The organism is Streptomyces caeruleatus (genome assembly GCF_001514235.1).
GTDB lineage: Bacteria > Actinomycetota > Actinomycetes > Streptomycetales > Streptomycetaceae > Streptomyces > Streptomyces caeruleatus.
The window spans coordinates 416458-429765 of sequence record NZ_KQ948924.1 but is presented as its reverse complement, the minus strand read 5'-3'; the positions used below and the strand labels follow the sequence as shown (position 1 = coordinate 429765).

The window sequence follows — 13308 nt, the reverse complement described above, 5'->3', positions numbered from 1 at the left end:
CCCCGGGCGGCTCAGCTGTGCGGAACGACGGCGACAGGGCACGGGATGTGGTGCAGGGCCGCATGGGCGACTGGCCCGAGCTTCCAGGTCAGGTGCGACGAATGGCGCCTGCGCCCCACGACGGTGAGGCAGCCGCGGTCGGACGCGGTCAGCAGCACCTGCGTGGCGGGGCCCGTGGCCACGTGCTTGGTGACGGCGACGTCGGGGAACTTCTCCCGCCACGGCGCGAGGGCTTCGGCCAGCCGCACGCGCTCCTCGGCCTCGAGGTCCTCGTCGAGCCGGGTGACGAGCGAGGTCAGGGGCAGCGCCCGCACGGCCCGCAGCCGCGCACCGCGTGCCGCGGCCGCGGTGAACGCGAACTCCAGCAGCGGCCGGGCCGCCGCTCCCGGCTCCTGCACGCCGACCACGACCTCGTCCCGGTCTGCCGCCGCGGGGTGGCCCCAGCCCGCCTCGACGGCCGGATCGCCCGCCCGCACGGCGACGGCCGGGCAGGGTGTCAGGCCCAGCACGTGCAGGCTGATGGTGCCGAGCAGGAAGCTCGCCACGGAGGCGTGCCCGCGCGAGCCGAGCACGAGCATCGCCGCGCTCTCGGCGCGCTCCAGGAGGGCGTCTGCTGCAGGAGCCGACACCAGTTCCGTGGTCAGGGCGAGGTCACCGTGGCGATGCAGCAGTTCGGCAGAGGCCCGCTCAAGGACCTCGCGGCCGTAGCGCTGCTTGTTGTGCGCCTCCTGGGCGATGGGCACGTCCAAGGGCTGGGCGGTCCAGGAGTGGAGCAGTACCACGGGCAGATGGCGGTCCACGGCTTCGCGGGCGGCCCACCACGAGGCCGTCACGCTCGCGGGGGAACCGTCGAGTCCGACGACGACAGGACCGGTCATGACGCACCTCCGGTGGGGGCGCGGCGGCTGTTCCTCGCCGCCGCGCATGTGCTCGCTCCCCCTTTCCAGGGTGGGAGCCCGGCCATCACCGGGACGAGGGCCGGATGGGGGCGTTCCCGGGCCCGTACGGCCCTGTGCGGGTCCGATCGGCTGGGCGAGTCCGGGAGGACAGGAGCGACGCGAGGGCGGTCCGGCCGAGATCGCCGGGTCAGGGGCCGTTCGGATGGTGCTGCCTTGCGCGGTCGTGCAGAACCTGGCGGGACCGGCACGGGGACGTCGTACGCAGTCCTTGGATCCCGACTGTAAACGGGGAGCGAGAGGAACGGCCCGCCAGTGGTGGGTGCGGACGGGCTCGCCGTCGAGCAGGGCGGCCGTGGAGGTCGCTGCGCGCGAAGCCGGGCTGCGGCGGCTGGTGCGTGGGCGCAGGACGGTCCAACGGCGCGCCGAGCGGCGCCGCTTCGGCGTGCGCTACGGCCGTGGCTCGCGTCAGCGTGCCGGACGTTCACCCGTCGGCTCGGACCGCTCCAGATGGGTGGCGAGCACGGCGGCCTGGACGCGTCGCTGGACACCCAGCTTGGCCAGCAGCCGGGAGATGTGGTTCTTGACCGTCTTCTCCGACAGGTACAGCCTCTTGCCGATCTCGCGGTTGGTGAGACCGTCCCCGATCAGCGCGAGGATCTCCCGCTCGCGCGGGGAAAGTCCCGCGAGCGCCGGAGCCTCCGCCGGGGCTTGCACGGGCTCGGTGCGCAGGGAACGCATCAGCCGGGCCGTCGTCGCCGGGTCGAGCATCGACTGACCCGAGGCGACCGTGCGCACCGCCGACACCAGGTCCGACCCCTTGATCTGCTTGAGCACATAGCCGGACGCCCCGGCCATGATCGCGTCGAGCAGGGCGTCCTCGTCGTCGAACGACGTCAGCATCAGTACGGCCAGCTCCGGCATCTGGCTGCGCAGCTCACGGCAGACGGTGATGCCGTCGCCGTCGGGGAGACGCACGTCGAGGACGGCCACGTGCGGGCGGACTGCCGGGGCCCGCACCAGGGCATGCTCGGCGTTCCCGGCGTCACCGACGACGGAGATGTCAGGCTCGGTGTCCAGCAGGTCGGACAGCCCGCGTCGGACCACCTCATGGTCGTCCAGCAGGAAGACGCGGATCGGGTCCTGCGCGGTGAAGGTGCGTGACTCGGTCATGTGGACCCCTCGTTCCCCGGGTGCGCGACGGACCTGCGGGCCGTCCCTGACAACGATCATCACGCGTCCGGGCCTCGCTCACTAGGGCCGACCGGCCCAACCCGTTCCTTGACGCGCCCTGACCGGTACCTCACTACTTCCTGTCGGCCCTTGACGTCTGCATGCGGTGAGACCTTGCGACAGTTTTCGTCTTCCATTCTGTCTCTCAGGGGGTACGCCTGATGAGGAACGTCCGGTGCGGAAAGGGCGGCGTCGGTCCCGTGGGGCGTAGGGGAAGGACGGGGAGGCCGCTGCCTGGCGTCCATAACCAAGGCGAAGGGCCTGCGCAGCGCAGGTGTGCCGGGTGTGAGGCGGTGCGCTGCACTGCCTCACACCACTGAGGTGCTCTGCTCATCCAGCTCGAACACCACGTCCACAACCCCTTCGACGGCCCGCACCAGCCGTGCCGCGACCGGTACCAGCGACGTGTCCCGGATCCGGCCGCCCAGGCGCACGACACCGTCGAGGACATCGACCCGCACCGCCGACGCGGGAAGAGGGAAGAGATAGGCCACGACCTCCCGCCGTACCTCCTCCGCGATCTCCTCATCGTCCCGCAGGAACACCTTCAGCAGGTCGACCCGGCTGACGACACCTTCCAGACGTCCCTCAGTGTCGACCACGGGCAAGCGCTTGACCCTGGCCCGTGCCAGGGTCCGGGCGGCCTGGGCGAGCGTCGCGTCCGCGGTGACGGTGAGCGCGGGGCGGGTCATGAGCTCGCCCGCGGTCACCGAGCCGGCCTTCGCCAGGTCGGACAGCCGACGGAGCTGGGTGTACCGGTCGGGGTCGCTGTCGCGGAACTCCTCCTTGGGCAGCAGATCGGCTTCGGAGACGACCCCGAGGACCCGGTCCCCGTCGTCCACCACGGGCAGCGCGCTCACCTTCCGCTCCTGCAGGGTCCGCACGATGTCCTTGAACGCGGCGGCGCGGCCGACGACGGCGACGTCACAGGTCATCACGTCACGCACGATGTGCGGGGTTCCGGTCACGATGACTCCTCCAACTCCTCGATCCGTTCGATCTGCGGCGCAGAGCGCGGTCAGTGCACGGTCCCGCTGCCGTACGGGGCGTACAGATCCAGCAACCGGACACGGGCCGCCTGCAGGCGATGGGCCACGACCTCGCCCACCCACCGGGCGATGCTCCGGCCGAACTCGGGGTCGCTCTGGCACATCGAGCGAACGGCGGCGGCGTCGAACTCGTATGCCCGCAGCGGCGAGGCCGCCTCCGCGCCCAGATGCCAGATGTGCGGCGAGTACAGCCAGGACCAGCCGACGAGTTCGTTGTGGCCGAGCGACTCGATGACGGCGGCCCGGCGGCCGGGTACACGCATGTCGAGTTCGACCGTGCCGGTCCGGATGATCCAGAACCGGTCGGCGTGCCCGCCCTCCTCGAAGATCCGGGCGCCCTGCGGGAAGGACACCTCGCGGGCGATCCCCAGCAGCCGTTCCCGGTGCTCGGCGGGCAGAGCCCGGGGCATGCTCGTCGATACGGGTGCGTTCATGGGATGCCTCCAGGTCGTGCGCACGGAGCTGCCACTTCCAGCGTGAGCACGTGCGACCGTCGGGGCCATGGGCCGCCCGGCCCCGGCACCGGGCCGCCCGGCGACCCGCAGGAGCCCTTCGGCACCCTGTGCGGCCGGGCGGTCCGTCGTGGCCGGCGGAGGACCTGAAGGCGGACTTCCTGCTCGCGTTGACCGACGTACCCACGTCCACGCCGGCTACGGCACCCCCGACCAGCGGCCCGTCCTCGACGTCACGCCGACCGAACCGCGCGCCGCTCTTCCCGACAGCCCCAAAGCCGGAGGACACGGGCCAGCCGGCTGCGATCGTGATCAATACAGCTAGTGCTTCCGGTACGCCGCCACGGCAGTTCGGCCGTGTCGGGAAGACGAGCTCCCCTCTCGTGGAGACGATGGATGCCCGGTGGGTGGGTTCGGAGGCCGACAGGGCCCATGAATGGGGCCGTTCAGCCCTGGGGACACGGACCTTCGGCATCCGGCGACGGCATGTCCGCGCCACGAGAGTGGACGGCGTCAACAACGAATCGGCCCGAGGGGGATGACGACGATGGCAGTTCACGATCAACCGCACCGGCACCTGGGATTCCGCCTCCCGTCCCTGCGTACGGCCAGGGCGGCCGAGGCGGTGGCCGACACCACCGCGACGAGCGCTTATGTCTTCGCCGGGCTGCGTCTGCTGACCGGGTTCATCTTCCTGTGGGCGTTCCTCGACAAGACGTTCGGCTTCGGATACGCCACCCGTTCCGGCAACGGCTGGATCGACGGCGGCTCGCCCACCAAGGGCTTCCTCAGCGGGGTCGCGGCCGGTCCGATGGAGTCGACGTTCCACGACTGGGCCGGGGACGCCTGGGCGGACTGGCTGTTCATGCTCGGCCTGCTCGGCGTCGGTGTGGCACTGATCCTCGGCATCGGACTGCGCCTGGCCGCGATCGCGGGCACGTCGATGATGGCGCTGATGTGGATCGCGGAGTGGCCGCCCGCCAAGCATCTCTCCGACGGCTCGCCGAGCATGTCGGCCAACCCGTTCGCCGAGTACCACGCTGTGTACGCGGTCGTCCTGATCGCTCTGGCCGCCGTGGGTGCCGGCGCTGTCTGGGGACTCGGCAGGGCATGGGCCCGGTTGTCGCTCGTCAGCCGCAACCCCTGGCTGCGGTGAAACCCGGGGCCGCTGGGCCGGTCGGTCCCGGCCGGGGACCAGCGGCCCCTGCAACGGCGACACCGCAGAGCCGACGCTGGTAAGAGATCCTCGATCAGGAGGCAGAATCATGGTCCGCACCGTTGTCGTAGGTCTTGATGGTTCGTCCGAAAGCCGGGCCGCGGCCGAGTGGGCAGCCCGCGAGGCCAAGCTGCGCGGCCTGCCATTGAAGATCGTCCATGTCTGGGAGCCCGTCCCGGAACCCATGGCGCAGGCCCCGCTGCTCGGTGCCGAAACCCAGGCACACTGGACCGCACGTGTTCCCCGGGAGGCCGCCGAGGGAATCCGGCTGCGCCACGCCGGCGTCGAGGTGACCACCGAGCAGCGGACCGGTGGGGCGGCCGATGCCCTCACCGAGGCCGCCGCGGATGCGGAACTGCTGGTCCTCGGCTCGCGTGGGCTGAGTGGGGTGGGCGGGTTCATGGTCGGCTCTGTCGGCCTCTCCGTCGTGGCCCACGCCGAGCGGCCCGTCGTACTCGTCCGCCCGGGGGAACAGGCCGCCGACGAGCACGAGGCGGACCCGGCGGGCGTCCCCTCGGCCGCCACGCCCTACCGCCCCGTCGTCCTCGGCCTCGATGCGATGAGCCCCGACGACTCGGTGATCGAGTTCGCCTTCGAGGAGGCCGCCCGCCGAGAGACCGGCCTGCGGGTGATCCACGGCTGGAACCTGCCCCCGTACTACGTCTACGGCCTCGCCGCCGACCCCCAGTTCCATGACGAGATCGCCCGGCAGCAGGCCGCCGTCCTGGCGGAAGCAGTGCAGCCCTGGCGGAAGAAGTACCCGAACGTCGAGGTCACCGAGCAGACACCGTCCGGCAGCCCCGGCATCCGACTGGTGGACGCTTCCCGCGAGGCCTCCCTGGTGGTCGTCGGCCGCCGCATCCGTCGCAGCCCGCTCGGCGCCCACATCGGGCCCGTCACCCACGCGGTCCTGCACCATGCCACGGCCCCCGTCGCGGTCGTCGCCCACAACTGACCACCATCCTTGAGGAGTTGACCCCATGAAGGCAGCGGTCGTCCGAGCCTTCGGCGAGCCCCTGATCATCGAGGACCGCCCCGACCCCGAGCCCGCCCCCGGCCAGGTCCGCATCCGGGTCGAGGCTTCCGGGCTGTGCCACACCGACATCCACGCCGCCCGGGGCGACTGGCCGGTCAAGCCGAACCCGCCCTTCGTACCCGGCCACGAGGGCGTCGGCCTCGTCGAGAAGCTCGGCGACGGCGTCACCCACCTGGCCGTCGGACAGCGGGTCGCCGTGCCCTGGCTGGGTAAGGCCTGCGGGCGGTGCGAGCACTGCCTGTCCGGCTGGGAGACGCTGTGCGAGCAGCAGATCAACACCGGCTACGGCTGCGATGGTGGCTACGCGGAGAAGATGCTGGCCTGGGCCGACTTCGCCCAACCGGTACCCGAGGGGATCAGCGCGGTCGACGCGGCCCCGCTGACCTGCGCCGGTGTGACGACGTACAAGGCGCTGAAGGTCGCCGGCGTCAAGCCGACCCAGCTGGTGGCGGTCTCGGGCGTCGGGGGTCTCGGTCATCTGGCCGTCCAGTACGCGAAGATCACCGGAGCGACCGTCGCCGCCATCGACGTCACCGACGAGAAGCTCGCACTCGCCGCCGAACTGGGCGCCGACCTCGTCATCGATGCCCGCAAACAGGACGTGGGCGAGGTCCTGAAGCGGCACGGCGGCGCCCACGCGGCCATCGCCCTGGCCGTCGACGAAGCCGCCTTCGCCGCTGTCAACTCCGGGCTGCGGCGTGGCGGCAAGCTCGTCATGGTCGCCCTGCCCGCGCACGGCACCGTCCAGGTCCCGATCTTCGACACCGTCCTGAACGGCACCTCGGTGATCGGCTCGATCGTCGGCACCCGGCAGGACCTTGCCGAGGTCTTCCAGCTGCACGCGGCCGGCCGTACCAGGGTCATCAGTGAGACCCGGCCGCTCGACTCCGTCAACGAGTCCATCGACGAGGTGCTGCGCGGCCAGGTCAAGGCGCGGATCGTCTTCGACCTCGGCGCGGGGAGGTGAACGCCGTGGACCTGCCTCTGGTCGTCGGTGTGGACGGATCCGAGCCGAGCCTGCGCGCCGTCGACTGGGCATCCGACGAGGCCGAACTGCGTGGCGTGCCGCTCCAGGTGGTTTACGCCTGCCTGTGGGAGCGATACGAAGGCGCCGCACTCGCCAGGGACCTCGGCAAGCCCTCCGCGCAGCCGCTCCCCCAGGAGATCACCGGCGCCGCCGTCCGACGGGCCCATGCCCGCCACCCGGACCTGAAGGTGACCGCCGACGCGGTGTTCGAGGAGCCCGAGTACGCCCTGGTGCGAGAGAGCCGGAACGCCTCCGCTCTCGTTGTCGGCAGCCGCGGCCGCAGCGGCCTGGCCGAGGCGTTGCTGGGCTCCGTCAGCCTGACGGTTACCGCACATGCCCATTGCCCGGTCGTCGTGCTGCGCGGCAGCCACGACAACCAGGTGACACCCCCGGTTCACGGACGCGTCGTCGTGGCCGTCGGCGAGAACGCCGAGGACTCGGCGGCCGTGCGCTTCGCCTACGAAGAGGCGCGGCGGCGGGGGGTCCCCCTGGAGGCCGTACGGGCCTGGCGGTGCCCCTCTCACGAGACCACCGACCACCCCCTACTGGCCGATACCCCTGCCCGGCTGCACGAGCGACACGCCGAGGAGACCCTCACCGAGGCCCTGCGGGACGCCCCGCCGGACGTGGAGCTGCACCGCCGTACCGTCGAGGGTCACGCCCGCCGCGTGCTGGTGGATGCCTCGTACGACGCCGATCTCCTGATCGTCGGGGCCAAGCGCCGCACCGGCCATCTCGGCCTTCAGCTCGGCCGCGTCGCCCACGGGGCACTGCATCACTCAGCCTGTCCGGTCGCCGTGGTACCGCAGCCGGCGTGAACACCGTGACCGGCTCAGACGCTCGCCGCGTGGTCCGGAACACAGGTCTGAGGCGGGCGGTGCTGAGGGCCTCCAGGGCGGTGAACGCCGCCACCCACGGATTGAGGTACCCGCTGACCCGCTTGACGGTGCCGCCCTTGCCCGCCGCATCCCGCCTCTCGAAGATGAGAACGAGTGGGCGCCCTCGGCGCGCGCCCGATCCTGCGGCTTCGCGACGCCCGCGGGCGCAGCAGTTTCCTCTCGTACGTCTTGACGAAGCCCTCGACGACTTACGGAGTCACCGATGCCCGAGCTCGAGCACCAGGACAGGACCGTTCTGACCGACGACGAGCTGAGCACGCTCGACGCTCACTGGCGGGCCGCCAACTACCTGGCCGCCGGACAGATCTATCTGCTGGCCAACCCGCTGCTGCGCGAGCCGCTCACCCCCGAGCACATCAAGCCGCGGCTCCTGGGCCACTGGGGCACCTCGCCGGGGCTGAACCTCGTCTACACCCACCTCAACCGCGTCATCAAGGCGCGCGGACTGGACGCCCTGTGCGTGTGGGGCCCGGGGCACGGCGGCCCGTCCGTGCTGGCCGGCTCCTGGCTGGACGGCAGCTACAGCGAGACGTATCCGGATGTGTCGCGGGACGCGCGAGGGATGGAGCGGCTGTTCCGGCAGTTCTCCTTCCCGGGCGGTGTGCCGAGCCATGTGGCTCCGGAGGTCCCGGGGTCCATCCACGAGGGCGGCGAGCTCGGCTACTCGCTCGCTCACGCCTATGGTGCCGCCTTCGACAACCCGGACCTGGTGGTCGCGTGTGTGATCGGCGACGGTGAGGCGGAGACCGGACCGCTGGCCGCGTCCTGGCATTCCGACAAGTTCCTCGACCCGGTGCACGACGGCGCCGTCCTGCCGATCCTGCACCTCAACGGCTACAAGATCGCCAACCCGACCGTGCTGTCCCGCCTGCCCGAACACGAACTCGACGCCCTGCTGCGCGGCTACGGCCACGAGCCGATCCACGTCACCGGCGACGACCCGGCCACCGTCCACCGCGCTATGGCCCGTGCCCTCGACGACGCGCTCGACCGGATCGCCCTGCTGCAGCGCACGGCCCGCGAGGAGGGCATCGGCGAGCGCGCGCACTGGCCCGTGATCGTCCTGCGCACGCCGAAGGGCTGGACCGGCCCCGCCGAGGTCGACGGCCTGCCCGTGGAGGGCACTTGGCGCGCCCACCAGGTCCCGCTCGCCGGCGTACGGGAGAACCCGGAACACCTGCGACAGCTGGAGACCTGGCTGCGTTCGTACCGGCCCGATGAGCTGTTCGACGCCGACGGCCGGCCTGTCGCCGATGTCCTCGCCTGCGTCCCCGACGGTTCCAGGCGACTGGGCGCCACCCCCCATGCCAACGGCGGGCTCCTTCTGCGTGAGCTGCCGCTGCCGCCCCTCGATCGCTTCGCCGTACCGGCCGAGAAACCGGGCACGACCCTGCACGAGCCGACCCGCGTCCTCGGCGATCTCCTGGAACAGGTCATGAAGGACACCGCGGCCCGCCGTGACTTCCGGGTCGTCGGCCCGGACGAGACCGCCTCGAACCGTCTCCAGGCCGTCTTCGACGCCAGCGGCAAGGCATGGCAGGCGCAGACCCTCCCGGTCGACGAGCACCTGGACCGGCACGGCCGCGTCATGGAGATCCTCTCCGAGCACACCTGCCAGGGCTGGCTGGAGGGCTACCTCCTCACCGGCCGGCACGGACTCTTCTCCTGCTACGAGGCGTTCGTCCACATCGTCGACTCGATGGTCAACCAGCACATCAAGTGGCTGAAGACGTCCAGAGAGCTGCCCTGGCGCGCCCCCATCGCCTCCCTCAACTACCTGCTGACCTCCCACGTCTGGCGCCAGGACCACAACGGCTTCTCCCACCAGGACCCCGGCTTCGTCGACCACGTCCTCAACAAGAGCCCCGCGGTCGTCCGGGTCTACCTGCCGCCGGACGCCAACACGCTCCTCTCCGTCGCCGACCACGCCCTGCGCAGCCGCGACTACGTCAATGTGATCGTCGCCGGCAAGCAGCCCTGCTTCGACTGGCTGTCCATGGACGCCGCCCGCGCCCACTGCGCACGCGGCGCCGGCATCTGGGACTGGGCCGGCACGGAGAACGGCAGCGAACCGGACGTCGTCCTCGCCTGCGCCGGTGACGTCCCCACCCAGGAGGTGCTGGCCGCCGCCCAGCTGCTCCGGCACCAGCTACCCCAGCTCGCCGTCCGCGTGGTCAACGTCGTCGACATGACCAGGCTGATGCCGCGCGAGGAGCACCCGCACGGGATGACCGACTTCGAGTACGACGGTCTGTTCACCACGGACAAGCCGGTGATTTTCGCCTACCACGGCTACCCGTGGCTGATCCACCGCCTGGCCTACCGCCGCGCCGGTCACCCGAACATGCATGTGCGCGGCTACAAGGAGTCCGGCACCACGACCACGCCGTTCGACATGGTCGTCCGCAACGACCTCGACCGCTACCGCCTGGTCATGGACGTCATCGACCGCGTCCCCGGCCTCGCGGTCCGCGCAGCCGCCGTACGGCAGTCGATGGCCGACACCCGCACCCGCCACCACGCCTGGATCCGAGAACACGGCACCGACCTGCCCGAGATCGCGGAGTGGACCTGGAACGTCTGACCGTGCCTTTGCCGGGTGGCCCGCAGCGCCCGAGATCCGGCCTTCCTATGAGGGCCGACCGGCCCACCCTCACCGCCCGGACAGCCCATGGGGTCTCTGCCCGTTCCGCTGGACGCTCGAAGTGCCGAGGAAAAGCCGAGGAACACCGAGGAGACCGCGATGACGGACGGCAAGCTCAGTCGGCCCACAGTTCACGCTCTGCTCGCGGACGGCACCACGGTGTGCATCCGTCCGGTGCGGCGGGACGACCACGATCAGGTGCAGGGACTGTACGAGGAGATGTCCTCGGAAAACCTGCGCCTGCGGTTCTTCGCCGCCAGTCGGCGCTCCGCGGGGCAGGCCGCCGACCGGGCCTGTGCCGAGCCGCGCCCCGGGTACCGGGTGCTGCTGGCCGAGACCGGTGGTCGGGTGATCGGCCTCGCCGAGTACGACAGCGGCGGGACGGGGGACACGGCGGAGATCTCCATCGCGGTCGCCGACGGACTGCACCACCGGGGCGTCGGCACCCTGCTCGTCGAGCACCTGGTCTCCGCCGCCCGCGCCGAGGGCATCACCGGCTTCACGGCCGACGCGCTCAGCGAGAACCACGAGGTGCTGAGACTCTTCGCCGACCTCGGCCTGCGCACGACCCGCCACTTCGAGGGCCCCGAGGTGCGCTGCGCCATCGCCCTCGACCAGAGCGACACCTACCTCACGGCCGTGGAGGAACGCGGCCGCGCCGCCGACGTCGCCAGCCTCGAACCGCTGCTGCGGCCGCGCACGGTCGCTGTCATCGGGGCCGGACGCAAGGCGGGTTCGGTGGGCCGGGCGATCCTGCATCAGCTGCACACGGGCCGCTTCACCGGCCGCCTGTTCGCGGTGAACCCCCACGCGAGCTCGATCCTCGGTGTGCCCTGCCATCCCTCGGTCGGCGCCCTGCCCAAGACCCCTGACCTCGCGGTGCTCGCCGTACCGGCAGCCGCACTCTCCGCCACCGCCGAGGAGTGCGGGAAGGCGGGCGCACGGGCGCTCCTCGTCGTCACCGCCGGCCTGGACGCCGACCAGTCGCAGGCCCTGCTCGCGGCATGCCGCGCCTACGGCATGCGTCTCGTCGGCCCCAACTGCCTCGGCATCTCCAACACCGACCCGGAGCTGCGCCTGGACGCCACCTTCGCCGCCGGCCACCCGAGCCCCGGCACCGCGGGCGTCGCTGTGCAGTCCGGCGGCGTCGGCATCGCGCTGCTCGACGGGCTGTCCCGGCTCGGCATCGGCGTGTCCTCCTTCGCCTCGCTCGGCGACAAGTACGACGTCAGCGGCAACGACATGCTCCAGTGGTGGGAGAGCGACGGTCGCACCGGCCTCGCTCTGCTCCACCTGGAGTCCTTCGGCAGCCCGCGCGCCTTCTCCCGCACCGCCCGCCGCGTCACCCGCCGGATCCCGGTCCTGACCGTCGACGCAGGGCGCACCGAAGCGGGCCGCCGCGCCGCCGCCTCGCACACCGCGGCCGCCGCCACCCGCACCATGACTCGCGGTGCCCTGTTCACCCAGGCCGGCATCACCGCCACCCGCTCGGTCGGTGAACTCCTCGAAGTCACCGCGCTGATGAACTCCCAGCCCCTGCCCGCCGGTCGCCGCGTCGCCATCGTCACCAACGCCGGGGGAGCGGGCGTCCTCGCCGCCGACGCCTGCGCCGAGTCCGGGCTGGAACTCCCGGCGCCCGGCTCCGAGCTGGTCGACGATCTCCTCGCCGTCCTGCCCGCAGGCGCCTTTGTCGGCAACCCCGTCGACGCCACCGCCTCCGTCACCGAAGAGCAACTCACGGACTGCGTGGACCGGATCATGCGCAACGGTGCCGTCGACGCCGTCCTCGTGGCCCTCGTCCCCACGGCGGTCGCCGCGGCGACCGGCGACGACCTCGTCCGAGCCCTCACCCTCCCTCAGTCTCGAATGGACTCGACCGGGAGGGCCCCCGTTCCCGGACGACGGCCGCCCAAGCCGATCGTCGCGGTACGGCTCGAACAGGGCCTGCCCGTCGAGCTGTTGCCCGCCGCCGAAGGCACCACAATCCCGTCGTACGCCGAACCTCAGGCGGCGGCCCGGGCGCTGGCCCACGCGGCCCGCCGCGCCGTCTGGCTGGCCCGCCCCGTCGGGACGGTCCCCGACCTGGACGACGTCGAGACGGACCGCGCCCACGCCTTCGTCGATGCCTATCTCGACCGGCACCCGGACGGCGGCTGGCTCGACCCGCGAGAATGCGCCGAACTCCTCGGCTGCTACGACATTCCCCAGCTGGCCTGGGCCTGGGCGGGCACCGAGGACGACGCGGCTCTCGCCGCCGACCGGCTGCATGGCTTCGACGGACGTGTCGTGATGAAGGGCTACTGGCCAGGCTTGGTACACAAGACGGCCGAGCATGCAGTCCACCTCGACCTGCGCGGGGATGCCCAAGTCCGCGCCGCCTTCCGTGACCTGGAGACCCGGTTCGCCGGTCTGCTGGAGGGCGTGGTGATCCAGCCGCTCGCCGACCGCGGCACCGAACTGTTCGCGGGCGTCGTCCAGGACCAGGTCTTCGGGCCCCTCGTGCTGTTCGGGCTCGGCGGCACCGCGACGGAGATCCTCGCAGACCACGCCGCACGCCTGGCCCCGCTCACCGACCACGACGTGCACGACCTCATCACGTCCCCGCGCTGCGCCCCGCTCCTGCTCGGCGCTGGGGGTACCCCCTCTGGGGGAGGCGCCCGGCCGGTCGACCTCCCGGGCCTCGAACAACTGCTGCTGCGCCTGTCCCGCATGGCGAGCGACCTGCCGCAGCTGGCCGAGGCCGACTTCAACCCCGTTCTCGCGACACCGGGCCGAGTCACCGTGCTCGACGCGCGCGTACGCCTGCTGCCCCGCAGGCCCCAGGACCCGTATCTGCGCCGACTCCGCTGAGGAGGG

10 protein-coding genes and 1 pseudogene are annotated in these 13308 nt (G+C 71.7%); 6 read left to right on the top strand and 5 right to left on the bottom strand.

All coding sequences use genetic code 11. The features are described from left to right. Positions 1 to 11: 11 nt before the first annotated feature. From AQJ67_RS01940 to AQJ67_RS01925, 4 genes are all read right to left on the bottom strand, one after another. On the bottom strand, positions 12 to 878 hold the full coding sequence (locus tag AQJ67_RS01940) for a universal stress protein (RefSeq protein WP_062716190.1): 867 nt from the start codon (positions 876 to 878) through the stop codon (positions 12 to 14). 486 nt (positions 879 to 1364) lie between these two features. Then, positions 1365 to 2069 carry a response regulator gene (locus tag AQJ67_RS01935; RefSeq protein ID WP_062716189.1) on the bottom strand — a complete coding sequence of 235 codons (705 nt, stop codon included), beginning with the start codon at positions 2067 to 2069 and terminating at the stop codon, positions 1365 to 1367. 368 nt (positions 2070 to 2437) lie between these two features. Beyond that, on the bottom strand, positions 2438 to 3097 hold the full coding sequence (locus AQJ67_RS01930) for a CBS domain-containing protein (RefSeq protein ID WP_062716188.1): 660 nt from the start codon (positions 3095 to 3097) through the stop codon (positions 2438 to 2440). 50 nt (positions 3098 to 3147) lie between these two features. Then, positions 3148 to 3612 (bottom strand): Crp/Fnr family transcriptional regulator, encoded by a 465-nt coding sequence (locus tag AQJ67_RS01925; RefSeq protein ID WP_062716187.1) that lies wholly within the window; start codon positions 3610 to 3612, stop codon positions 3148 to 3150. A 565-nt stretch (positions 3613 to 4177) separates the two neighbouring features. Here AQJ67_RS01925 and AQJ67_RS01920 point away from each other — a divergent pair. The 4 genes from AQJ67_RS01920 (at position 4178) to AQJ67_RS01905 (ending at position 7727) form a co-directional block, all read left to right on the top strand. Further along, positions 4178 to 4786 (top strand): DoxX family membrane protein, encoded by a 609-nt coding sequence (locus AQJ67_RS01920; protein ID WP_062716757.1) that lies wholly within the window; start codon positions 4178 to 4180, stop codon positions 4784 to 4786. Between the two features lie 109 nt (positions 4787 to 4895). Beyond that, complete coding sequence (locus AQJ67_RS01915) at positions 4896 to 5801, top strand: universal stress protein (RefSeq protein ID WP_062716186.1); 906 nt, start codon at positions 4896 to 4898, stop codon at positions 5799 to 5801. 25 nt (positions 5802 to 5826) lie between these two features. Then, positions 5827 to 6849: a zinc-dependent alcohol dehydrogenase gene (locus AQJ67_RS01910; protein ID WP_062716185.1), complete on the top strand. Its 1023-nt coding sequence runs from the start codon at positions 5827 to 5829 to the stop codon at positions 6847 to 6849. Beyond that, positions 6846 to 7727, top strand: a complete 882-nt coding sequence (locus AQJ67_RS01905; protein WP_107122760.1) for a universal stress protein — start codon at positions 6846 to 6848, stop codon at positions 7725 to 7727. Before AQJ67_RS01910 ends, AQJ67_RS01905 begins: the two co-directional genes overlap by 4 nt. A 73-nt stretch (positions 7728 to 7800) precedes the next feature. Here AQJ67_RS01905 and AQJ67_RS44620 read toward each other — a convergent pair. Beyond that, positions 7801 to 7931 (bottom strand): annotated as a pseudogene (locus tag AQJ67_RS44620) (polyphosphate kinase 2); the annotation flags it as partial. Between the two features lie 79 nt (positions 7932 to 8010). Here AQJ67_RS44620 and AQJ67_RS01900 point away from each other — a divergent pair. Both AQJ67_RS01900 and AQJ67_RS46515 read left to right on the top strand, forming a co-directional pair. Next, positions 8011 to 10392 (top strand): phosphoketolase family protein, encoded by a 2382-nt coding sequence (locus AQJ67_RS01900; RefSeq protein WP_062716184.1) that lies wholly within the window; start codon positions 8011 to 8013, stop codon positions 10390 to 10392. 159 nt (positions 10393 to 10551) lie between these two features. After that, positions 10552 to 13302, top strand: a complete 2751-nt coding sequence (locus AQJ67_RS46515) for a bifunctional acetate--CoA ligase family protein/GNAT family N-acetyltransferase (protein ID WP_062716183.1) — start codon at positions 10552 to 10554, stop codon at positions 13300 to 13302. Positions 13303 to 13308 lie beyond the last annotated feature (6 nt).